We start from the raw sequence: 21,742 nt of genomic DNA on the forward strand, positions 1-21,742 counted from the left end.
CGAGCGGACCGGACGGGCCGGATTCCTGGACGCGGGAGGCGTCATGACGCAGATCGACACCAGCAAGGTGAGCCGCTGGGACCAGCACGGCCGCGAACACGTGGTGCGGGTACAGCGCACGGGCATGCAGCGCACGATCAGATGCGACACCTGCGGCTGGCGCAGAGGAGCGCAGTTCCTGCCCTGGCTGAAGGCGGAGGAACATCTGGCGGAGGCCCATCAGGCGACGGTGGACCCGACGGCGGCGTGAACGGCCGGTCGTGTGGCCCTAGTAGAGGATCGAGGGCAGGTACGCCCCGTCGGGCTCGTTGTACAGGCCGATGGTCATCAGACTCATCAGCTGCACGACCTTGAGGCCGTTGGACAGGCACCACCTGAGCAGCACGCTGTCGCCCGCCGGTACCAGGATGCCCGGGCCTCCGAACTGCTCGGCCGAGGCGATCAGCGCCTGGAGGTCCGGCGTGGTCTCGCCCACCGCGTGCGCGAAGAAGGCCAGGTCGGTGGCGTACGCGGTGACGTGTCCCCCACGCTCGACGACTCGGGCGGTGCCTTGTTTGAGCGCGTCGGCGACCTCACCACCACGGTCGACGCCGTGGACCTGCCGGCACACGTCGTTGCAGGCGCCGAGGTCCGCGTCCGTGGCCTCCCGCACCGTGTACCCCGGCAGCGCACGCCGGATCGGCGGGCCCTGCACACACGCCATCGTGGCCCGGTGGGCGAAGCCCAGGCTCACATAGAGCGAGAACGATCTGTTGTGGTAGCCGCTCTGGAGCAGCCGGATGCCCGGCGCCCCGCGCTCATCGGCCCGCTCCATCACGTCCCGCATCAGGCGGCGGCCCACGCCCGCGTTCTGCCCGGCGGGGTCGACGGTGACGGGCCCGACCCCGACGACGGTCGAGCGTTCGTCGAGGAAGTTGCTGCCCACGATCCGCCCGTCGAGTTCGGCGACGACACTGTAGAAGCCCGGGTGCGTCAAGGCTCCCTCGATCAGCGCGACACCCACCTCGGGGCTCGGGACGTCGGGAGGAAAAGCGTGCTCCTCGGCGATGCCGGCGAAGGCCTCGTAACAGATCCTTCCGCACTCTGCGGCATCGGCCGAAGTTCCCGGGCGCAGTATGAGATCCACGATCGCCATCCCCTTCTCGGCGCACCCCGCGCGGCGACCCACCCCTCCCTTCCCATCCTGTGCCCCTTCCGGCCGGCGCGCACCCGGTACGGCGATCCCCTCAGGGCCGCAGCCCCCGCACCACCAGCTCCACCACCACCTCGAACTCCCCCTCCACACCGGGCTGCTCCCACTCCCGCGCATAGCAGGGGTCGTGGAACCGCCCCGTCGCCTGGAAGACCGCGCGGGCCGAGGCCTCCGGGTCGGTGGCGGTGAAGCTGCCGGTCTCCACGCCGGACCGGATGATGCGGGCCAGTTGGGCGGTGAGGTCGGTGATGTGCTCGCCGACCGCGGTACCGGCCTCGTCGGTGAGGACCATGTATGTGGCGAACAGCTCCGGGTCCTCGCCCGCCTTGCGGCGCTTCGCGGCGAACAGTGCGGCGAGCCACTCCCGCAGCCGGGCCTCCGGGACGCTGCCGCCGGCGACGATGCCGGACAGCTCCCCGGACGTGCGGTCCAGCCAGCGCTTGGTGACCGCCTCGCGCAGCGCCGCCTTGGTGCGGAAGTGGCGGTAGACGCTGCCGTGGCTGACACCGAGCGCCCGGGCGACGTCCACGACGGTGGCCTTGGCCGGACCGTGGCGCCGCAGCACCTCCTCGGTGGCCTCGAGGATGCGCTCGGCGGTCAGGGTCTCGCTGGTCGGTGCCATGCCCTGACCGTACCCGGAGCCCGGTTCAGCTCTCGAGGTGCGCCATCTGGGCCGCTGGGTAGCGGTCGCCGGCGGCGGCACCGGCCGGCACGGCCTCCTCGATCGCGGCCAGGTCGGCCGCGTCCAGCGTCAGGTCCAGCGCGCCCAGCGCCTCCGTGAGCCGGTCGCGGCGGCGGGCGCCGACCAGGGGCACGATGTCCTCACCGCGGGCGAGCACCCAGGCGATGGCCGTCTGCGCGACACTGGCGCCCTTCTGCTCGGCGATCTTCCGCAGCGCCTCGACCAGGTCCAGGTTGTGCCGGAGGTTCTCGCCCTGGAAGCGCGGCGACATCGCCCGGAAGTCTCCCGCGCCGAGCTGCCGGTCCGCGGTGAAGTGGCCCGATATCAGGCCCCGGGAGAGCACCCCGTACGCCGTGATCCCGATGCCCAGCTCACGCGTGGTCGGCAGGATCTCGTCCTCGATGCCGCGCGATATGAGGGAGTACTCGATCTGGAGGTCGGAGATCGGCGCGGTGGCGGCGGCCCGGCGGATGGTCTCGGCGCCGACCTCGCTCAGGCCGATGTGCCGCACGTATCCCTTCTCGACGAGTTCCGCGATCGCGCCGACGGTCTCCTCGATCGGCACGTCCGGGTCGAGGCGGGCGATGCGGTAGACGTCGATGTGGTCGACGCCGAGCCGCTGGAGGGAGTACGCGGCGAAGTTCTTCACGGCGGCGGGCCGGCCGTCATAGCCCAGCCAGCTGCCGTCCGGGCCGCGCAGGGCGCCGAACTTCACGCTGACCAGCGCCTGTTCACGCCGGGCCGCGGGGGCCGCGCGGAGGGCCTCGCCGATCAGCAACTCGTTGTGACCCATGCCGTAGAAGTCGCCGGTGTCGAGCAGGGTGACGCCCGCTTCGAGCGCCGCGTGGAGGGTCGCGATGGATTCGGCCCGGTCCGCCGCGCCGTACAGCGCGGACATGCCCATGCAGCCGAGACCGAGGGCCGAGACCTGGGGGCCGGTGGTTCCGAGGGGGCGGGTTCGCATCGTCATGCCAACCACCATGCCATGACAGCTGACAGATTTCAATATCTGTCATTCGATACTTGTCACCCGTCTCGCTGTCTAGCGGCTACCGGCTACCGGCTACCGGCTACCGCGCCGTGAACGCCAGCTTCGCCCCCAGCGCCACGAACGACCCCGCGAACCCCCGCCGCAGCCACGCCATCACCCTCGGCCGGGAGGTGACGTGGCTGCGCACGGACGCGGCCAGGACGCCGTACGCCGCGAAGACCAGGAACGTCGCCAGCATGAACACCCCGCTCAGCGCCAGCATCCGCGTCAGCGCGCGCGGCTCGTGCGGGCTCACGAACTGCGGCAGGAACGCGAAGAAGAAGATCGTCAGCTTCGGATTGAGGATGTTGATCAGCACGGCCCGGACGATCACGTGCCGCGCCGAGTCCGGGGTGGTGCCCTCCTCGACGGCGATCGCGTCCTTGTCCCGCACGGTCGCCCACGCCATGTAGAGGAGGTAGGCGACACCGGCGTACTTGAGGACCTGGAAGGCAGCGGCACTGGCATTCAGCAGCGCCGCCAGCCCGGTCACCGTGGCCAGCACATGCGGCACGATCCCGAGCGCGCACCCGAACGCGGCGACAACACCGGCCCGCCGCCCACGGGAGAGCGCGGCGGCGAGGGTGTAGACGACGCCGGTGCCGGGCGTGGCCACGACGACCAGAGTGGTCAGCAGGAACGCGATACTCATGAGGGCCATGCTCGCGAGGTGCCACCCCGGGAAACAGGTCCAATCGACCGCCCCGCTGGAGGACCACTCCCGTGAACGCGAAAGTGCCGGGCCCCTCCGAAGAGGAACCCGGCACCGTCGTGCACGCGAAGAGGGATCAGCAGCCGACCAGGCGGGCCGCCAGGTACCCCTCGATCTGGTCGAGGGACACCCGCTCCTGCTTCATCGAGTCACGCTCGCGGACGGTGACCGCGTTGTCCTCGAGCGTGTCGAAGTCGACGGTCACACAGAACGGCGTACCGATCTCGTCCTGGCGGCGGTAGCGGCGGCCGATGGCGCCGGCGTCGTCGAAGTCGATGTTCCAGTTCTGGCGCAGCGCCTGGGCGAGGCCCTTGGCCTTCGGGGACAGCTCCGGGTTCCGGGACAGCGGGAGCACCGCGACCTTGACCGGCGCGAGGCGGTGGTCGAGGCGGAGCACGGTGCGCTTCTCCATCTTGCCCTTGGCGTTGGGCGCCTCGTCCTCGACATAGGCGTCGAGCAGGAACGCCAGCAGCGAGCGGCCGACACCGGCCGCGGGCTCGATGACGTACGGCGTCCAGCGCTCACCGGCTTCCTGGTCGAAGTAGGTGAGGTCCTGGCCGGAGGCCCTGGAGTGGGCACCGAGGTCGTAGTCGGTGCGGTTGGCGACGCCCTCGAGCTCGCCCCACTCACTGCCGCCGAACTGGAAGCGGTACTCGATGTCGGCGGTGCGCTTGGAGTAGTGGGAGAGCTTCTCCTTCGGGTGCTCGAACCACCGCATGTTCTCTTCGCGCAGGCCGAGACCGGTGTACCAGTTCCAGCGCTGCTCCATCCAGTACTCCTGCCACTTCTCGTCCTCGCCCGGCTTGACGAAGAACTCCATCTCCATCTGCTCGAACTCGCGGGTGCGGAAGATGAAGTTGCCGGGCGTGATCTCGTTGCGGAAGGACTTGCCCATCTGGGCGATGCCGAACGGCGGCTTGCGGCGCGAAGTGGTCTGCACCTGGGAGAAGTTGGTGAAGATGCCCTGCGCGGTCTCGGGCCGCAGGTAGGCGACGGAGCCGGAGTCCTGCGTCGGGCCGAGGTGGGTCGACAGCAGGCCGGAGAACTGCTTGGGCTCGGTGAAGGTGCCCTTGTTTCCGCAGTTGGGGCAGTTGAGGTCCGCGAGCCCGTTCTCCGGGGCGCGGCCCTTCTTCTCCTCGTAGGCCTCCTCCAGGTGGTCCGCGCGGAACCGCTTGTGGCAGGAGGTGCACTCGGTGAGGGGGTCCGTGAACGTGGCGACGTGGCCGGAGGCGACCCAGACCTCGGGGGCCAGGATGACGGACGAGTCGATACCGACCACGTCCTCGCGCGACGTCACCATGTAGCGCCACCACTGACGCTTGAGGTTCTCCTTGAGCTCGACACCCAGCGGGCCGTAGTCCCAGGCGGCGCGCTGACCGCCGTAGATCTCACTACAGGGGAATACGAAGCCACGGCGCTTGCTCAGGCTGACGATGGTGTCGATCTTGTCGGCGGCCACGGTGCTCTCTTCATTACGACGACGGGCGACGAAGCGAGTTGCTTCCAGCGAATGATTCAGGTTACCGGCGGGGACGCCCCTCCAATCAAATCGCTCCCCCCTCGGCGACCGCCAGAGGGCCGCGCGCCCTGTTTCCCGGCCCAGTTCAGGACGTTTGTTGACAACGGTTTCCATATTTGTTGAAAATGAGTGTCATGAACGTACGACGACGCCTCATACCCGCCGCCGCGGCCGCCTCTCTCGGCCTCGGCGCTCTGACCGCCTGCTCCAGCGACAGCGCGGCGACGGGCAACACGGAGAAGTTCGACGTCGTCGCGTCGTTCTACCCGATGGCGTTCCTCGCCGAGCAGATAGGCGGCGACCACGCGAACGTCACCAGTCTGACCGAGCCCGGCCAGGAACCGCACGACCTGGAGATCAGCACCAAGCAGCGCGCCCAGCTCGAGGAGGCCGACGCGGCGCTCTTCCTCAAGGGGCTCCAGCCCGCCGTCGACGAGGCCGTCTCGCAGACCGGCATCGAGACGAAGATAGACGCGGCCTCGCTGACCCACCTCGAGGACCACGGCGGCGCCGGGCACAGCCACGAGGGTGAGAAGGGCCACTCCGAAGGTTCCTCCGAGGAAGAGGAGCACGGCCGCGACCCCCACGTCTGGCTGGACCCGGTGAAGTACGCCGAGATCGCCCAGGGCGTCGGCGAGGCCTTCGAGAAGGCCGACCCGGATCACGCGGCCGACTACAAGAAGAACACCGAGGCCCTGGTCAAGAAGCTGGGCGGCCTGAACAGCGACTTCGAGAACGGCCTGAAGGACAGCAGGTCCAAGGTCTTCTTCACCAACCACGCCGCCTTCGGCTACCTCGCCGAGCGCTACGGCCTCACCCAGGAGGCCATCTCCGGCGTCGACCCCGAGAGCGAGCCCAGCGCCGCCCGGGTCAAGGAGCTCCAGCAGGAGGCCAAGGCCGACGGCGTCACCACCGTCTTCTACGAGACCCTGGTCTCCGACCGGACCGCGAAGACCCTGGCCCGGGACGCGAACCTGAAGACGGACGTCCTCGACCCGCTCGAGGGCATCACCGACAAGTCCCGGGGCGACGACTACTTCCAGGTCATGGAAGCCAACCTCAAGGCCCTGCAGACGGCTCTGGGAGCCAAGTGACTCACTCATCGGAGGACGGCATGACCGAGCCCGTCGTATCCCTGCGCGGCGTCCGCGCGGAACTGGGCTCGCGCCCCGTCCTGCGCGGCATCGACCTCACCGTGCGTCGCGGCGAGGTCGTCGCGCTGCTCGGCGCGAACGGCTCCGGCAAGTCCACGGCCGTGCGCAGCATCATCGGCCAGGTGCAGACCGGCGCCGGCGAGATCGAGCTGTTCGGCACGGACCGCGCGCGGTTCCGCGACTGGCGGCGCGTGGGCTACGTCCCGCAGCGCACCACGGCCGCGGGCGGCGTGCCCGCCACGGTGACCGAGGTGGTCTCCTCCGGCCGCCTGTCCCGGGCCCGCTTCGGCGTGCTGCGCAAGGCCGACCACAAGGCCGTACGGCAGGCGCTGGAGCTCGTCGGCATGGCGGACCGGGCCAAGGACTCGGTCGACGCGCTCTCGGGCGGCCAGCACCAGCGGGTCCTGATCGCCCGCGCCCTCGCCTCCGAACCCGAGCTGCTGATCATGGACGAGCCGATGGCGGGCGTCGACCTGGCCAGCCAGGAGGTGCTCGCGCACACGCTGCGCGAGCAGGTCGCCCAGGGCACCACCGTGCTGCTCGTGCTGCACGAACTGGGCCCCCTGGAGCCCCTCATCGACCGGGCGGTCGTCCTGCGCGACGGCTGCGTCGTGCACGACGGACCGCCCCCGAAGGCGGTCGGACAGCACGCCCTCCCCGGCCACGACCACGTACACCCGCACGCACCGGCGGGCGCCGAACCGATCCGTACGGGACTGCTGAGCTGATGGACTTCCTCGACTACGCCTTCATGCAGCGGGCCCTGCTCGCCGCCGTCCTGGTCGGCATCACCGCCCCCGCGGTCGGGATCTATCTGGTCCAGCGCCGCCAGGCCCTGATGGGCGACGGCATCGGCCACGTGGCGATGACCGGCGTCGGCCTCGGCTTCCTGCTGACCTGGTCCCCGGTGTGGATGGCGACCCTCGTCTCCGTCCTCGGCGCGGTCCTCATGGAGCTGATCCGCTGGTACGGCAAGACCCGCGGCGACATCGCCCTCGCGATGCTCTTCTACGGCGGCATGGCCGGCGGTGTGATGTTCATCAACCTCGCGCCGACGGGCTCCAACGCCAATCTGACGTCGTACCTGTTCGGCTCCCTGTCGACGGTGTCCGAGTCGGACGTCACGGCGATCTGCGTACTGGCCGCCTTCGTCGTCCTGGTCACGCTCGGCCTGCGCCGGCAGCTGTTCGCGGTCAGCCAGGACGAGGAGTTCGCCCGGGTGACGGGCCTTCCGGTGCGCGCCCTGAACCTGCTGACGGCGATCACCGCGGCCGTCACCGTGACGGTGGCGATGCGCGTGGTGGGCCTGCTGCTGGTCAGCGCGCTGATGGTGGTGCCCGTCGCGGCGGCCCAGCAGATCAGCCGCAGCTTCAAGGCCACGTTCGTGATCGCCGTCGCCATCGGTGTGAGCGTGACGATCGGCGGCACGGTCACCTCGTACTACCAGGACGTCCCGCCCGGTGCGACGATCGTATTGCTGACCATCGGCGCGTTCATCGTGCTGACGGCGCTCGCGGCTCCGCTGGCCCGCCGCCGCGCCCGCGCCCGGGCTTCCGCGCAATCCGCCCACGACCCCGGCGAGTGCGCGATTCCGGGTACCCGGGGGGCGGCCGACGAAGTCGGCGTCTGACCGCCCCCATCCCGGGCTGGCACAATGACCCGGGCAAGGCAGACGTGAGGAGGCAACGGTGACGACCGCTGGACCGTCCGTGAAGGGCCGCGCCACCCGGCAGCGGGCCGCCGTGTCGGCGGCCCTGGAAGAGGTCGACGAGTTCCGCAGTGCGCAGGACCTGCACGACATGCTCAAGCACAAGGGCGACTCGGTCGGGCTCACCACGGTCTACCGCACGCTCCAGTCCCTCGCCGACGCCGGTGAGGTCGACGTCCTGCGTACCGCCGACGGCGAGTCCGTCTACCGCCGTTGCTCCACGGATGACCATCACCACCACCTTGTGTGCCGGGGGTGCGGCAAGGCTGTCGAGGTGGAGGGGCCTGCCGTGGAGAAGTGGGCGGATGCCATCGCCGCGGAGCATGGGTATGTGAACGTGGCTCATACGGTGGAGATTTTTGGGACCTGTGCGGATTGCGCGGCTTCTGACCGGTGACTTGTCGGCTGCGGGTGCGTGGGGGCTTGTCGCGCAGTTCCCCGCGCCCCTGAGTTAGTCACCTTCAGCTTCGATTGAAGCAGCGCTCCAGTTCCTTGAGGTCGTAGAACTTGCTGCCCTTGGCGATGGAGTGGCAGCCCTGCTTGAAGGCCGTCTCCTTCTCGTTGTAGAGCATGCGCACGAGATAGGTGCTGCCCTTGCGGAAGACGTCCCACTGGATGTTGGAGGCCATGGGGGCGACCGAGGCGCCGCGCCAGGTGTTGTCGGCGTAGGTGTAGGGCTTTTCGGCCGTCACGCCCTGCGTGCTGCCCGGGAGCTTCATCAGGGCCGCGAGGGGGATGATCTCCTCGGCGTGCGTGAAGCGGAGTTCCGCGCCCAGGTCGCTGGTGCCGGCGCGCTTGGCCTCGACCTGCTTGAAGAAGTCGTCGAGGAGGACGTCCGCCATCTTGTACGTGATGTCGCTGTCGGCGAAGCCGGGGCCCTTCTCGTAGAAGTCCTCGACGTCGCTGAGGTATCCGAACCAGGCGGCGTCGCCGCGCGAGATGTACCGCTCCATGCCCCAGCCCTTGCCGCCGGGGCTCTCCGCGCTCATGGCCGGGGCGATGGCGTACAGGTTGTAGACGGCCTGCGCGGCCTGCACCTCGGTGCCGATCGAGGCGAACTCGCCGTCGGTGATCCGCTGGACGAAGGGCGGGGTGAAGAGCTCACTCAGGACGCTGCGGGCGGCCCGGTGGGTCTTCGGCTGGTCGGTGAGGCTCTTGAGCGTGTCCGCGAGGCGCTGGTCGTTGTCGATGTAGTCGCGGTAGGCGGCACCCCCGGCCGCCTTGTGGAAGTACAGCAGGTTCGCGTCGGCGCGCGCCGGGCCGATCAGCGGCTTCAGCGCCGGGTCGGTGTTCCCGAGGGTCGTCGCGAACAGGTTGCCGCTGTCGACGGCCCGCCCCTGCCCGGAGCTGACGACGTCGATCTTGTCGCCGTCCTTGGCGATCTGCCGGAACAGCCCGGGCAGTCGCTGCTCCATGCGGACGGCCGTGCCCTCGATCTCCTGCTTGCCGCGGCCGCTGAGGTTGCCGTATCCGACCTTGGACATCGCGTCGAGCAGCGCCCGCACCTTGGGCCCGAACTCCCGCCCCGCGCGGGTGAGCTGCCCCTCGCCCTGCGCCTTGTCCCACAGGGCGAGGATCAGGTCGCCGTCCTCGCTGTCGGTGGCGGCGCGGGAGCCGTGCCGGGAGACGTTCTCGGTGAAGACAGCCGTGAAACCGGCCGGGGGCCGCTGGTAGGAGTGGGTGTTCTGCTGCGGGGCGTAGGAGGCCTTGGTGCCGAAGCTGTCGCGGACAGCGCCGGAGTCACGGCCGGTGTGGTGGTCCGTCGCCTGGGCGGCCGACGGGGCCACCACCAGGGTCGCGAGGCCGAGGGCCAGAGCGGGGGTGAGGCGTCTCATGGAGGTGCCGTTTCGTTCAGGACCGCATCAAAGCGACTGATGCGGCAGACCGGGTGATCCGCCGCATCGTCGAGTCGGTACGTGAACTTCGCGTGGCCCGGTGGCGGCCGGGGCGTGGCCGACCGTCCTGCCCTTGCCAAAAAATCCTCAGGCGGACGGCACCAGGCCGCGGGCGGTGAGCCCGCGGCGGACGAGCAGCGACAGGGCGGCCGAGGCGAGGATGACGACGCCGCCGATGCGCAGGAGGAGGTCGTAGGCGTGCTCCGGGCCGGTCTCCGGGGTGAGGGAGGTGATCGCCGCCGCTACGGCCGCGAGGCCGATGGCGCCCATGGTGACGAGGGCCGTGAGGACGACCCCGGAGGCCTCGCCGGCGCGGGCGGGCGGGACGACCTGCTGGGTGGCCACGCTGGCGAAGGTCCAGCCCAGGCCGAGGCCGAGCGCGGACCAGGTGAAGACGGGCAGGTATACCCACCAGGACCAGGCCCAGCTCAGCCCGATCATGCCGGTGCCGGCGATGGTCCCGGCCAGGGCCATGACGCTGGTGGGACGCATCCGGGTGGAGAGCCAGGCGCCGATGGGCCCGGCGCAGGCCACCATCACGGCCGGGGCGAGGAACACCGTGCCGGACAGGATCGCGGACAGGCCCCGCACCTGCTGCAACTGCAGGGTGGCGAGGAACACGGTGACGGCGTATCCCATGTTGGCCACCGACCCCATCACGGTGACGAGGTCGAAGCGGATGTTGCGGAAGAGCCGGAAGTCGACCAGCGGATGCCGGCAGGTCCGCTCCCGCAGGACGAACAGCGCACCGGCCACCACCGCGACGCCCAGCAGGGTGAGTGTGCGCGCGTGGTCCCAGCCCCAGGCGCTGCCCCGCTCCACGGCGAGGGTCAGGGCGGCCAGGCTGGTCACCACGGCCAGACAGCCGGGCAGGTCGATCTGGCGGGGAGCGCTCTCGTCCCGGGAGTCGGGGACGTACCGCAGGGCGATCAGCAGGGAGAGGGCGCTGAGCGGCGCCAGCAGCCAGAAGATCCACCGCCAGCCGGGGCCGTCGGTGAAGCCACCTCCGACGAACGGCCCGAGGGCGGTGCCGACGTTGGCGATCCCGAACATCGCGCCGAGCGCCCGGGCCCGGGTCTCCTCGGGAAAGGCGTTGCTGACGACGGAGACCGACACGGGAAAGATCAGCGCCGCGCCCGCGCCCTGCACCACCCGGAACACGACGAGGACGCCCAGGGTGGGAGCGAGAGCACAGCCGACGGAGGCGGCGGCGAACAGGCCGGTCCCGATCAGCAGGATCGGACGGCGGCCGAGCAGATCGCCCAGCCGCCCGCCGACGATGAAGAGACAGCCGATGGCGAGCATGTAGGCGGACAGCGTCCACTGGGCCGCCGAGACCGTCGTGTCCAGCTCGGCGGAGATGCCGGGGATGGCCAGGTTGAGCGCGAAGAAGTCCAGCTGGATGCAGAGCAGGGCGAGCGAGGCCGCGACGAAGGCCCCGGCCCGCCTGCTCGTCCTCCGAGGCGCGCTGACGGCCGTCGAACCCATGCCACCAGCACACCGCCGGTACGGCCCGGCTGCCACCGCAGGGGCTGCCGGGCCCAGGGAGGCCGGTGGGGCCTACTCCTGCTTGCCCTCCATGGCCAGCAGCTCCTCGTTCGGGATGGCCCCGCCGAACCGCCGGTCGCGCGAGGCGAACTCCAGGCACGCCCGCCACAGGTCACGCCGGTCGAAGTCCGGCCACAGCACGTCCTGGAAGACCATCTCGGCGTAGGCGCTCTGCCAGATCAGGTAGTTGGAGGTGCGCTGCTCACCGCTCGGGCGCAGGAACAGGTCCACGTCCGGCATGTCCGGGTAGTACATGTACTTCGAGAAGGTCTTCTCGTTGACCTTCGACGGGTCGAGCTTCCCGCTCTTCACGTCCTCGGCCAGCGCCTGCGCGGCGTCGGCGATCTCGGCCCGTCCGCCGTAGTTCATGCAGAAGTACAGGGTCAGCCGGTCGTTGTCCTTGGTCTGCTCCTGGGCGATCTGGAGCTCCTTGGCCACGGAACGCCACAGCTTCGGCATCCGGCCCACCCAGCGCACCCGGATGCCGAGCTCGTCGAGCTGGTCGCGGGTCTTGCGGATGAAGTCCCGGTTGAAGTTCATCAGGAAGCGCACCTCGTCGGGCGAGCGCTTCCAGTTCTCGGTGGAGAAGGCGTACAGGGAGATCGCGCCGACGCCCATCTCGATGGCGCCCTGGAGCACGTCCAGCACCCGCTCGGCGCCGACCTTGTGGCCCTCGGTACGCGGCAGGCCCCGGTCCTTGGCCCATCGTCCGTTGCCGTCCATGACGATCGCCACATGCTTCGGTACGAGCTCTCCGAGCTTCGGCGGCCGTGCGCCGGACGGGTGCTGCTCCGGCGTCCTGTACTCCCGGCGCTGGCGCCCCAGGATCCCGCGTACGGCCATGTGTCTCTCGCTCCTCGTACTCGCTTGCAATACGTCTGTACGGCCGGGCCTACTTCTCCACGTACCGCAGGGAACGCAGCCCGCGCTCCATGTGCCAGTGCAGATACGCGGACACCAGCCCGCTGCCCTCGCGGACGTACCGCGCCTCGCACGCGTCCGCGGTGTCCCAGTCTCCCGTAAGCAGCGCGGCGAGGAGTTCGAGGGCCTGGGGCGAGGGTACGACGCTGCCGGGCACCCGGCAGTCCACGCAGACGGAACCGCCCGAGGCGACCGAGAAGAACCGGTTGGGCCCGGGCATCCCGCATTTCGCGCAGTCCGTGAAACTCGGGGCGTAGCCGTTGACGGCGAGGGAGCGCAGCAGGAAGGCGTCGAGCACGAGATGCGAGGCGTGCTCTCCCCGGGCGAGGGTCCGCAGCCCGCCGACGAGCAGCAGATACTGCTGCACGGCCGGCTCCCCCTCGTGATCGGTGAACCGCTCGGCGGTCTCCAGCATGACGGTCCCGGCGGTGTACCGCGCGTAGTCGCTGACGATCCCGCCGCCGTACGGCGCGATGGTCTCACTCTGCGTACACAGCGGCAGCCCGCGCCCGACGAGCTCGCTCCCCTTCGCGAAGAACTGCACGTCGACGTGCGAGAAGGGTTCGAGGCGCGCACCGAACTTCGACTTCGTCCGGCGCACGCCCCGGGCCACGGCCCGTACCCGTCCGTGACCGCGCGTGAGCAGCGTGATGATCCGGTCCGCCTCACCCAGCTTCTGGGTGCGCAGCACGATGCCGTCGTCGCGGAACAGACTCATGGCGTCATTCTCGCAGGGTCACCGGGGCACCGGGGTTACCCGGGTCACCCGCGTAACCCGGGTCAAGGGACCTCTCCCCTGCTGCGGGCGTTGGCGTACGCCGTCGCCGCGCTCAGCCGCTCGGCCGGGGTGGCGTGCCGGACGGCGCCGGGGTCCACGTCCCATTCTTTCCCGCCCCCGTACGGCCGCAGCTGCACGTAGGGCCCCTCATGCCCCATGACGATGCCGATGCGTCCAGTGCGGGTGTCCACGACATACGCGCCGACCGGGGGCTTCATCGCAGCACCGCCGCGAGCCGCCGGGCGGTCTCCACGGAACACCGGCCCAATTCCACGAGCGGACAGGGTGCTTCCCGCGCAAGACTCACCGGGTCCAGGCCCAGTGACGGCAGGGTAATTCCCGCCTTCGCGAGTTCTGCCCGCAATTCTTTCACCGCGTCCTCCGCTTCTTCGACGCAGTGCGCCGAGTGTCGTGCCTCCACCGTGCTCCCCTTCCTTTTGCGGTTTCACTCTTCGCATCCCTACGGTGACGCTGCGCGCCTACACTCGGGAGGGGTCTGTGCCCTACAACTGCGGGGCAGCACAAAGGGGTTCGGCAATGGCCAACGGTTCTCGGCAAGCGGCGTGGGAGTTCTTCGGCACGGAGCTCAAGCGGCGGAGGGAGGATGCGGGGATCACCCAGGTGGAGCTGGGGTCACGGGTTTTCGTCTCCGGCGGATACATCGGCCAGTTCGAACAGGCCATTCGCAAGCCACAGTTGGATGTGGCGCAGCGGATCGACGGGGTTCTGCAAACCGACGGTATTTTCGAGCGGTTGTGCAGGAAGCTGATTGACGATAAGCGGTATGCGGATTATTTCGCGGAGGTGCTGGCGCTGGAGAAGCAGGCGACAGCGATCTGCGAGTTCGAACCGACGGTCGTGCCCGGTCTTCTTCAGACGCCTGCGTACGCGAGGGCACTCACCCTGGCGACGCACCCATTCGCGGCGGACGAGTTCATTGAGGACAGAGTCGCCGCCCGCGTGGAACGCGCCCAGATCCTCGATGACGCTACAAGGCCCGTGTATTGGGCGGTCGTGCACGAAACCGTGCTCCGGATCCCGGTCGGCAGTCCTGACGTGGCGGCCCAGGCCCTGGACCACATGGCCGATCTCGCGAGCGCACGGAAGGTGGTGCTGCAGGTGCTCCCGTTCTCGGCAGGGGCTCCGGCCAACAACGGCTCGCTTCGGTTCATGGAGTTCGAGGACGCGCCGCCCGTCGCCTATACAGAGACGTCGTTTTCGGGAACGTTGATCGACGACCCGGCCATGGTGAAGCGTGCACAGCGCGCCTACGATCTGCTCAGGGGTGCCGCGCTGTCGCCGGAGGCGTCCCTCGCCCTGATCCGATCGGCGGCTGAGGATTTCAAACGATGCACTCCTACGACCTGAGCAACGCCCGCTGGCGAAAGAGCAGCTACAGCAACGGCGATGGCGGCAACTGCCTCGAGGTCGCCGACGGAATCCCCGGCACCGTGCCCGTCCGGGACAGCAAGCTGGAAGACGGCCCCGTGGTCCTGGTCGGGACCGCCGCCTGGAGCCTGTTCATACGTCACCACTGCCGCCGCTGACATAATCCGCGCGTGCACTGGACCATGCGCCCCGCCGAACCGGCGGACGTCGAGCCGATCGCGGAACTGCGGGCGATCGTGATGCGCCCGGATCTGGAGCGGTTGGGCCGCTACGACGCGCACCGGGTCAGGCAGCGGCTGCGAGACGGCTTCGCCCCGCGGCACACCTCGGTCATCGAGGCCGGCGGCACCTTCGCGGGCAGCGTCACGCTGCGTCCGGCTGAGGACGGCACCTGGCTGGAGCACTTCTACCTCGATCCCGGCCTCCAGGGCCGGGGCCTCGGTTCGGCAGTCCTGCGCACCCTGTTGGCCCGCACCGACGCCGATGCCGAACCCGTACGCCTGAACGTCCTCCAGGGCAGCCCGGCCCGCCGCCTCTACGAACGCCACGGATTCGCGGTCGAGACCCAGGACCCGATCGACGTCTTCATGCTGAGGCCGCCGCCTGGCGACCGACCGCCTCGCTGAGACTGTCCTCGATCCGGGCCAGTACGCGGATCATGGCGTCCTGCTCCTCCGCGGGCAGCCCGGCCGCGACACCTTCGGCGGCGATCACCGCGGCTACACCGACTACCCCACCCTCGCCTGACACACCCCGGCCCGCCGCAGGGCACCCCACCCCGGGCGTCTACGGCGGGTCATTCACTGCCCGAACAAGAAACTGGAGGTCTCCTGATGTCCGGTCCTGGGGTAATCCCCCTGCCCTGTCCGGCAGTTACCCGGATGGGACAGCCTCCCGGAGTCGGTCACGCTGCTGCACATGAAGCAGATCACGAAGAACGCCGCGCTGATCGCCGCCGTGGGTGTCGTGCTCGGGCTGGCCGGGCCTGGCAGCGGTGCGTCCGCCGCCGATGCCGAGTCCCTCGAATGGACCAAGTGCGAGGGCACCGGCCTCGACCCTCGTCAGCGGTGTGCCACCGTCGACGTGCCCTTGGACTACTCCGACCCCGACGGGCGGAAGATCCAGATCGCCGTCTCCCGGATCCCGAGTGAGAAACCGTCCGCTCGCCGGGGTGCGCTGTTACTGATCCCCGGCGGGCCCGGTGGGGTCAGTCTCGAGGATCCGTCGGGCAAGGGGCAGCGGCTGCCGCAAAGCGTGCGGGACGTCTACGACCTGGTCGGGTTCGCGCCGCGGGGGATGGCTCCCTCCAGTGCCACCACATGTGGGCTCGAGAGCGAGGATCTCGCCCTCGCCAAGCTGCCCTGGCCCGCCCCGGACGGTTCTGTCACCGAGACCATGGCCACCGCTCGGCGTATTGCCGGCGCCTGTGCTCGTAACGGCGGTGAGCTGATACGGCACATCAGCTCCGCCAACGAGGCCCGCGATCTCGACCGTGTCCGGGCCGCGCTGGGTGAAAGCCGGATCTCCGCGTGGGGCGACTCGTACGGCACGTACGTCGGCTCCCTCTACAGCCAGTTGTTCCCGCACCGCACCGACCGCATCGTGCTGGACAGCAACGACAACCCCGACCACACCCGCGTGGGACGCGCCTGGCTCGCCGCGTTCGAGGACGGCGTGGAGGACAACTTCCCGGAGTTCGCCAAGTGGGCGTCCCGGCCCGGGAATCCGTACCGACTGGCACGGAAGGCTGCCGACGTACGCCCCCTCTTCCTGCGGCTGGCCGAGCGGCTCGACCGCGAGCCGCTCCCCTGGCCCGGTGCCGACCCCGCGGAGCTGAACGGCAACGTCCTGCGCCAGACCATGCTCAACAGCCTGTACGGCCCCGACGACTACCCCGTGCTGGCGGAAATGATCCTGGCCACGCGTAAGGGCACCGTGCCGCCCGTACCCGAGGCTCCGCCCGAGCCGGAGACGCAGAACGCCGCCGCGGTCGGCGTCGGCATCCTCTGCAACGACATCGCCTGGCCCAAGTCCACCGCCCACTACCAGAAGGGGACCGACAAGAGCCGGGCCGAGTTCCCCCTCACGGCCGGCATGCCGCGCGGCGCGATGCCGTGTGCCGCCTGGCCGTTCACGCCGAAGGAGTCGCCGGTACGGATCACCGGCGACGGCCCTTCCAACATCCTGCTCGTCCAGAACGAGCGGGACGTCGCCACCCCGCTGAGCGGGGCCCGCGAGCTCCGGCGCGCCTTCGGTGACCGGGCCGTCATGGTGACGGTGAACTCCACGGGCCACGGCGCCTACCTCGCCAACGGCAACGCCTGCGGCGACCGGACCGTCTCCCGCTTCCTCGCGACGGGCGAGCGCCCGGACCGGGACACGTACTGCGCCTAGCGCTGGGCGAGCGGCGCCGGGGCCTCCTGGATCGCCCAGCCGTTGCCGTCGGGGTCCTGGAAGAAGAGGAAGGAGTTCCAGCCCTCCTCGCCCCGGCCCTCCGCCCAGCCGGACGCGCTCACATGCAGGACCGGCGATACCTCCACCCCGCGTCCCACCAGCTCCGCCCTGGCTTTCTCGATGTCCGTGACACAGAGCTGGAGGCCTTGGAGGGACCCCGGGGCCGCACGAGGCTGCCCCGGTGCGTCCGGCATCCCGGACTCCAGCACGATGGAGCAGCGGGAGCCGGGCGGCGTGAGCTGGACGAAGCGGCCCACGCCCTCGAAGAACGACGCGTCGATCTCGGCGCGGAATCCGCACCGGTCCACGTAGAAGGCCTTGGCCCGGTCCAGGTCGGTGACCGGTACGGCGACGACCTCAAGGGTCCATTCCATAGGCGCACCTCCTCAGCCATGGTCCCTCCGCGACCCGGGCCGCGCCCGTCGGGCGTAGCGGCGGGCCACCGCGTGGAACGCCTCCTTCGGCTCCCAGTGCCAGCCGGAGTCGGGGTCGTCCGGGCGGTCCTTGATCGCCTTGGTGATGGCGTACGTCGCGATGTCGAGGTCGAGCCGGGGCTCGTCCGGGCGGTGCGGGGCGTCCGCGCTGATGAACTCGAAGGTCATCGCCCCGTACAGGCCCATCGCCGTGAAGACGTCCAGCAGCTCGCCCACGTAGTCGGCCTGGACGCGCTCGCTGCGGACCGGGTCGCCCTTGATCTCCGGCGGCTCCTTGTCGTAGTCGACGATGTCCCAGCCCAGGCCGCCCGTCTCGGGGGCGCCGACGTACGCGCAGGTTCCGAACTCGGTGATGGCGAGCGGCTTGCCCCAGCGCAGGTACTGCTTCAGCTCCCGGACGTAGTCGGACCGCTTCTCGAAGTACGAGTAGTAGTCGATGCCGACGATGTCGAAGAGGCTCCAGTCCGGGTCGTCGATGCTCTGGGCGGCGGCGTAGCTGAGGTTGCCGTTGAAGACGGAGCGGCCGACCCTCGCGGCCTTCGCCGTGAACTCGGCGAGCCGGCGCAACGTCCGCGGCCAGTCGACCGTGCCGTTCTGGAGGTGCCTGACGCGATCCAGGACCGTGTCGCCCGGCAGGATGCCGGGGACGAACAGCCAGAACTCGCAGCCGACGCTGAGGTCGACACTCGCGCCCTGCCTCCGCAGCCGTTCCGCGAACCGGCCGGTCTCGGCGAGGTGTTCCAGGATGTCCCGCTGCGGGGCGTCCCCGAGGGTCGGCTGCAGCCAGATGTGCAGCCCGCGTTCGGCGGCCTCGGCGGCGGTGGCGGTGAGCCGTTCGACGCCGTCCCCCGTGACGTCGATGGTGTCGGCGTGCAGGTCGTCACGGATGGCCCGTACGTCGGCCCGCATCCGGCGCGCGCTCCACGCGGTACCCGGTGTCTCCCCCGCCCCGACGGTGTAGACGACGCCATGGCGGCGCAGCCCGCGAGCGTGCCGGACTTCCGCCGCCCGGGCCTGTCCGGCCGGTCCCACGGCCGCCCCGGCGATCCCCACCGCCGCCGTCCCGGCCAGGAACGCGGCCCGGCTGATCTCCTTTGCCTGCTTGCTCCCCTTGGTCTCTTCCATACCGGTTACTGTGCCGAGGCGGGTGCCGAGTCCGCTGTCGGCCGTCGGTCTACGGCAGTCCGACCAAGGTATGAGGCACCGCGCCGAAGGAGAGGCTCATAAGGGCCATCAGACTCCCCCCTCCCCGAACCGGCGCACGTACCGCCGCTGCCAGGGCGTCTCCACCGCATGCCGGTCATAGTGCCGCCGCACATACGCCACCGCCTCCTCCCCCGGCACCCCGTCCAGGACGGCGAGGCAGGCCAGGGCCGTGCCCGTGCGGCCGCGTCCGCCGCCGCAGGCGATCTCCACGCGCTCCCCGGCGGCCCGCTCCCACGCGTCGGCCAGCACCAGACGGGCGGCCGGCCGGTCCGCCGGAAGGCGGAAGTCGGGCCAGCGGATCCAGCCCGACCCCCAGGGGACCTCGGGCGGCTGCGCGCCGAGCAGGTAGACACCGTAGGAGGGCACGGGCGCGGCGGGGTCCAGGGGGTGGCGGAGGCCCCGCCCCCGCACCAATCGGCCGGAAGGCAGTCTCAGGACGCCGGCGTCACTCTCGTTCCACAGCTCGGTCACGCCCCTCATCATGCTGGGCACCAGCCCGCCCGGGAGCGGAATCACCCCACCCCCCGCGACTCCTCCGCCGCCCGCGCCTCGATCCCCCGGAAGTGGACCGCCATCGCCCGCTGCGCGCCCTCCACATCGCGGGCGCGCAGGGCGGTGACGATGTCGCGGTGACGGCGGACCGTGATCTCGGGGGTGGGGTCGTCGGTCCAGCCGCGGGCGCCGGAGACCCGCCGGAAGACGGTCCAGAAGGCGGCGAGGAGCTGGGGGACGAGAGCGTTGCCGAGGGAGGCGTACAGGGCCTCGTGGAACTCGCGGTCGAGGTCGGGGAAGGACCGGGCTAGGGCACTGGCCGACTCCATACGGGTCACCACGCCCTCCAGCTTGTCCAGTTCCGCCTCGGTCAGCGTCGCGGCGACCCGGCGGATCAGGCCCTCCTCCAGTACCTCGCGGACCTGGAGGATCTCGGCGAGGGCGCCGGTGTCGTCGTCGTGCCGGGCCAGGGTGCGGAAGGTCAGGCCGTCGACGAGCGGGGTGAGGGAGGCCTGGCCGACATAGGTGCCGTAGCCGTGTCTGATCTCGACGATGTCGAGGGCCTGGAGGGCCTTGAGGGCCTCGCGGACGGAGTTGCGGCTGACGCCGAGGGTCTCCATCAGTTCGGCCTCGGTGGGCAGCGGCGCGCCGGCGGTGAGTCTGCGGTCGAGGATGAGCTGGACGACCTGGCGCTGTATCCGGCTGGTCCTGGGCTCCTCGGACATGCGCCGCATCGTACGCGCCCCGGACGTCCCACGTCCCACCTCTGGCGGTACCCAGTGCCGGGCAGGCCCTGATAGGCCGTCAACTCACGCCATTTCACAGCGCCATTGGTGCGACCTCTGGCAGATACGCCATTCGTGTGCGACCCCTTGACCGCCCTCACGCCCCCTCCTATGGTCGCGCTGACCGCCAGGACGTAGGACGTCGTATCTCCCGCCTCTTCACACCGTTCCAGACCTCACCGCTGGAGGACCCGTGCGCGACGTGACCCACGACGTACCGGCGCCGCACCGCCGGACCTTCCTGAAGTACACCGGCGCGCTGGGCGCGGCCGCGGCCGTCTCCGCCTCGCTGTCGGCCTGTTCGTCCGGGCCGGAGTCCACCAACGAGACCGGCGGGGGCGACGGCAAGGACCGGACGCTCACCGCGGTGATCGGCTACGGCAACGACGGCAGCTGGGACCCGACCCAGACGGCGTCCGCGTTCTGCATGGCCGCCAACAACCACATCTACGAGGGCCTGCTGGACACCGACCCGATCTCCCGCGAGCCGTACGCGGCCCTGGCGACCGAGGTGCCGAAGGACCCGGACAGCACGTCCTGGAAGTTCACGCTGCGGGCCGGTGCGAAGTTCCACGACGGCAAGCCCGTGACCGCCGACGACGTGGTGTTCGTCTTCCAGCGGATCCTCGACCCGGACACCCAGACCCTCGCCAAGGGTTTCTTCGCGAGCTGGCTGAAGGAGGTCCGGAAGATCGACGCGCAGAATGTGGAGCTCGTGCTCAAGTTCCCGTTCCCGGACGGGCTCTCCCGGCTGACGCTCGCCAAGATCATGCCGAAGCACGTGTTCTCCGAGCCGGGTGGCTGGGACGACGCCATCAAGGGGCTCGCCGTCGGGTCGGGGCCGTACCGGCAGACCGCGCACCACCCCAAGTCGAACACCACCTTCGAGGCGTTCGCCGACTACAACGGGCCGCGCAAGCCCGCCTTCCGGAAGATGAACTGGCTGACGATCGTGGACGCCGCGCCCCGCGTCGCGAAGATCTCGGGGTCGAGCGCGGGAGCGCAGATCGCGGACAACATCCCGTACGCCAACATCGGGCAGTTGGAGAGCGGCGGCATGACGGTCGCCGGCGGAGCCGGGATGAACAACCTGTTCCTGATGTTCAACACCAAGCACAAGCCTTTCGACGACGTGCGCGTGCGCCAGGCCCTGCACTACGCCATCGACACCGAGAAGATGGTGGAGGTCGCGCTCAAGGGGCGCGGGAAGCCGGCGAGCTCCTTCCTCGACGAGAGCAACCCGTCCTACCGCCGGGCCAAGTCCGTCTACGGGTACGACCCGGACAAGGCGAAGGCGCTGCTCAAGGCCGCCGGGGTCAAGGGGCTGAGCATCGAGATCCTCGCGGTGAACGTCAGCTGGATCGTGGACTGCCTGCCGACCATCAAGTCCTCCTGGGACGCGATCGGTGTCCGCACGACCCTGTCCCCGCAGGAGACCACGGCCGTCTTCACCAAGATGGACCAGAAGCAGGACTACCAGGTGGTCGCCGCCGCCTCCAACCCCAACCAGTTCGGCCTCGACGCCGATCTGATCATGCATTACAACTACGGGCCCGAGAACCTGTGGATGCAGTACACGCGGTGGGCCGGCGACTCCGTCGCCAAGGCGCTCTTCAGGGACATGGACCGGGCCACCCGGGAGCCGGACGCCGGGAAGAAGAAGACGATGGTCCAGGACTACATCGACGTCGTCGCCGAACAGGCCGTGCTCTACCCGGTCGTCCACAACGAGCTGATGACGGCCTGGAACCCCAAGCGGCTCAGCGGGATAAGGCCGCAGCCGTACCCCGGAATCAACCTCCTCCAGGCCAAGTGGGCCTAGCCGTGTTGTTCGGACAGGGGG

25 protein-coding genes are annotated in these 21,742 nt (G+C 70.0%); 10 read left to right on the top strand and 15 right to left on the bottom strand.

Features of this window, described 5'->3' with window-relative positions; all coding sequences use genetic code 11:
* Window positions 1–43: 43 nt before the first annotated feature.
* On the top strand, window positions 44–250 hold the full coding sequence (locus tag ACFT32_RS25360) for a hypothetical protein (protein WP_382493367.1): 207 nt from the start codon (window positions 44–46) through the stop codon (window positions 248–250).
* An 18-nt stretch (window positions 251–268) separates the two neighbouring features.
* On the opposite strand, the gene ACFT32_RS25365 is transcribed toward ACFT32_RS25360, so the two are convergent.
* The 5 genes from ACFT32_RS25365 to ACFT32_RS25385 form a co-directional block, all read right to left on the bottom strand.
* Complete coding sequence (locus ACFT32_RS25365) at window positions 269–1,135, bottom strand: GNAT family N-acetyltransferase (protein WP_382493370.1); 867 nt, start codon at window positions 1,133–1,135, stop codon at window positions 269–271.
* A 91-nt stretch (window positions 1,136–1,226) separates the two neighbouring features.
* Window positions 1,227–1,814 carry a TetR family transcriptional regulator gene (locus ACFT32_RS25370; protein ID WP_382493373.1) on the bottom strand — a complete coding sequence of 196 codons (588 nt, stop codon included), beginning with the start codon at window positions 1,812–1,814 and terminating at the stop codon, window positions 1,227–1,229.
* A gap of 25 nt (window positions 1,815–1,839) precedes the next feature.
* Window positions 1,840–2,844 (bottom strand): aldo/keto reductase, encoded by a 1,005-nt coding sequence (locus ACFT32_RS25375; RefSeq protein WP_382493376.1) that lies wholly within the window; start codon window positions 2,842–2,844, stop codon window positions 1,840–1,842.
* A gap of 100 nt (window positions 2,845–2,944) precedes the next feature.
* Window positions 2,945–3,556, bottom strand: coding sequence for a LysE family translocator (locus ACFT32_RS25380; protein WP_382493379.1), 612 nt, complete (start codon window positions 3,554–3,556; stop codon window positions 2,945–2,947).
* Between the two features lie 136 nt (window positions 3,557–3,692).
* On the bottom strand, window positions 3,693–5,075 hold the full coding sequence (locus ACFT32_RS25385) for a glycine--tRNA ligase (protein WP_382493382.1): 1,383 nt from the start codon (window positions 5,073–5,075) through the stop codon (window positions 3,693–3,695).
* Between the two features lie 194 nt (window positions 5,076–5,269).
* On the opposite strand from ACFT32_RS25385, the gene ACFT32_RS25390 reads away from it, so the two are divergent.
* Genes ACFT32_RS25390 through ACFT32_RS25405 form a run of 4 tightly spaced genes read left to right on the top strand, consistent with a single transcriptional unit; the run spans window position 5,270 to window position 8,394 of the window.
* The gene (locus tag ACFT32_RS25390) at window positions 5,270–6,229 is read left to right on the top strand and encodes a metal ABC transporter substrate-binding protein (protein WP_382493385.1); all 960 of its coding nucleotides are present in this window, start codon (window positions 5,270–5,272) and stop codon (window positions 6,227–6,229) included.
* Between the two features lie 20 nt (window positions 6,230–6,249).
* Window positions 6,250–7,017 (top strand): metal ABC transporter ATP-binding protein, encoded by a 768-nt coding sequence (locus ACFT32_RS25395; RefSeq protein WP_382493388.1) that lies wholly within the window; start codon window positions 6,250–6,252, stop codon window positions 7,015–7,017.
* The gene (locus ACFT32_RS25400; RefSeq protein ID WP_382493391.1) at window positions 7,017–7,919 is read left to right on the top strand and encodes a metal ABC transporter permease; all 903 of its coding nucleotides are present in this window, start codon (window positions 7,017–7,019) and stop codon (window positions 7,917–7,919) included. The genes ACFT32_RS25395 and ACFT32_RS25400 overlap by 1 nt, the downstream gene beginning before the upstream one ends.
* Window positions 7,920–7,977: 58 nt before the next feature.
* Entirely contained in the window at window positions 7,978–8,394 is a 417-nt protein-coding gene (locus ACFT32_RS25405; RefSeq protein ID WP_382493393.1) for a Fur family transcriptional regulator, read from the top strand.
* Between the two features lie 64 nt (window positions 8,395–8,458).
* Here the strand turns inward: ACFT32_RS25405 and ACFT32_RS25410 are convergent, their stop codons facing one another.
* From ACFT32_RS25410 to ACFT32_RS25435, 6 genes are all read right to left on the bottom strand, one after another.
* A complete protein-coding gene (locus ACFT32_RS25410) occupies window positions 8,459–9,832 on the bottom strand; it encodes a histidine-type phosphatase (RefSeq protein WP_382493395.1) in 1,374 nt (457 codons plus the stop codon).
* Window positions 9,833–9,979: 147 nt separating this feature from the next.
* Window positions 9,980–11,380, bottom strand: coding sequence for an MFS transporter (locus tag ACFT32_RS25415; RefSeq protein ID WP_382493397.1), 1,401 nt, complete (start codon window positions 11,378–11,380; stop codon window positions 9,980–9,982).
* 72 nt (window positions 11,381–11,452) lie between these two features.
* The gene (locus ACFT32_RS25420) at window positions 11,453–12,283 is read right to left on the bottom strand and encodes an isoprenyl transferase (protein WP_382493399.1); all 831 of its coding nucleotides are present in this window, start codon (window positions 12,281–12,283) and stop codon (window positions 11,453–11,455) included.
* Between the two features lie 49 nt (window positions 12,284–12,332).
* Window positions 12,333–13,079, bottom strand: a complete 747-nt coding sequence (gene recO, locus ACFT32_RS25425; protein WP_382493401.1) for a DNA repair protein RecO — start codon at window positions 13,077–13,079, stop codon at window positions 12,333–12,335.
* Window positions 13,080–13,141: 62 nt separating this feature from the next.
* Window positions 13,142–13,357: a hypothetical protein gene (locus ACFT32_RS25430; protein ID WP_382493403.1), complete on the bottom strand. Its 216-nt coding sequence runs from the start codon at window positions 13,355–13,357 to the stop codon at window positions 13,142–13,144.
* The gene (locus ACFT32_RS25435) at window positions 13,354–13,560 is read right to left on the bottom strand and encodes a hypothetical protein (protein WP_229845541.1); all 207 of its coding nucleotides are present in this window, start codon (window positions 13,558–13,560) and stop codon (window positions 13,354–13,356) included. The genes ACFT32_RS25430 and ACFT32_RS25435 overlap by 4 nt, the downstream gene beginning before the upstream one ends.
* Before the next feature lie 116 nt (window positions 13,561–13,676).
* Here ACFT32_RS25435 and ACFT32_RS25440 point away from each other — a divergent pair, with 116 nt between their 5' ends.
* The 4 genes from ACFT32_RS25440 (at window position 13,677) to ACFT32_RS25455 (ending at window position 16,922) form a co-directional block, all read left to right on the top strand.
* Window positions 13,677–14,507, top strand: a complete 831-nt coding sequence (locus tag ACFT32_RS25440) for a Scr1 family TA system antitoxin-like transcriptional regulator (protein WP_382493405.1) — start codon at window positions 13,677–13,679, stop codon at window positions 14,505–14,507.
* Window positions 14,489–14,686, top strand: coding sequence for a DUF397 domain-containing protein (locus ACFT32_RS25445; RefSeq protein WP_382493408.1), 198 nt, complete (start codon window positions 14,489–14,491; stop codon window positions 14,684–14,686). Before ACFT32_RS25440 ends, ACFT32_RS25445 begins: the two co-directional genes overlap by 19 nt.
* Window positions 14,687–14,710: 24 nt before the next feature.
* Entirely contained in the window at window positions 14,711–15,154 is a 444-nt protein-coding gene (locus ACFT32_RS25450; RefSeq protein WP_382494631.1) for a GNAT family N-acetyltransferase, read from the top strand.
* A gap of 292 nt (window positions 15,155–15,446) precedes the next feature.
* Window positions 15,447–16,922: an alpha/beta hydrolase gene (locus ACFT32_RS25455; RefSeq protein WP_382493411.1), complete on the top strand. Its 1,476-nt coding sequence runs from the start codon at window positions 15,447–15,449 to the stop codon at window positions 16,920–16,922.
* Here the strand turns inward: ACFT32_RS25455 and ACFT32_RS25460 are convergent.
* From ACFT32_RS25460 to ACFT32_RS25475, 4 genes are all read right to left on the bottom strand, one after another.
* Window positions 16,919–17,356 carry a VOC family protein gene (locus ACFT32_RS25460; protein WP_382493414.1) on the bottom strand — a complete coding sequence of 146 codons (438 nt, stop codon included), beginning with the start codon at window positions 17,354–17,356 and terminating at the stop codon, window positions 16,919–16,921. The two genes, ACFT32_RS25455 and ACFT32_RS25460, sit on opposite strands and share 4 nt — an antisense overlap.
* 12 nt (window positions 17,357–17,368) lie before the next feature.
* Window positions 17,369–18,541, bottom strand: a complete 1,173-nt coding sequence (locus tag ACFT32_RS25465; protein WP_382493417.1) for an abortive phage infection protein — start codon at window positions 18,539–18,541, stop codon at window positions 17,369–17,371.
* A 108-nt stretch (window positions 18,542–18,649) separates the two neighbouring features.
* The gene (locus ACFT32_RS25470; RefSeq protein ID WP_382494634.1) at window positions 18,650–19,102 is read right to left on the bottom strand and encodes a protein phosphatase; all 453 of its coding nucleotides are present in this window, start codon (window positions 19,100–19,102) and stop codon (window positions 18,650–18,652) included.
* A gap of 32 nt (window positions 19,103–19,134) precedes the next feature.
* A complete protein-coding gene (locus ACFT32_RS25475; protein WP_382493419.1) occupies window positions 19,135–19,848 on the bottom strand; it encodes a FadR/GntR family transcriptional regulator in 714 nt (237 codons plus the stop codon).
* Between the two features lie 244 nt (window positions 19,849–20,092).
* Here ACFT32_RS25475 and ACFT32_RS25480 point away from each other — a divergent pair, with 244 nt between their 5' ends.
* Entirely contained in the window at window positions 20,093–21,721 is a 1,629-nt protein-coding gene (locus ACFT32_RS25480; RefSeq protein ID WP_382493421.1) for an ABC transporter substrate-binding protein, read from the top strand.
* The last annotated feature ends 21 nt before the right edge of the window (window positions 21,722–21,742 follow it).

Origin of the sequence: Streptomyces sp. NPDC057002 (genome assembly GCF_042673825.1) — a bacterium.
Classification (GTDB): Bacteria; Actinomycetota; Actinomycetes; order Streptomycetales; family Streptomycetaceae; genus Streptomyces.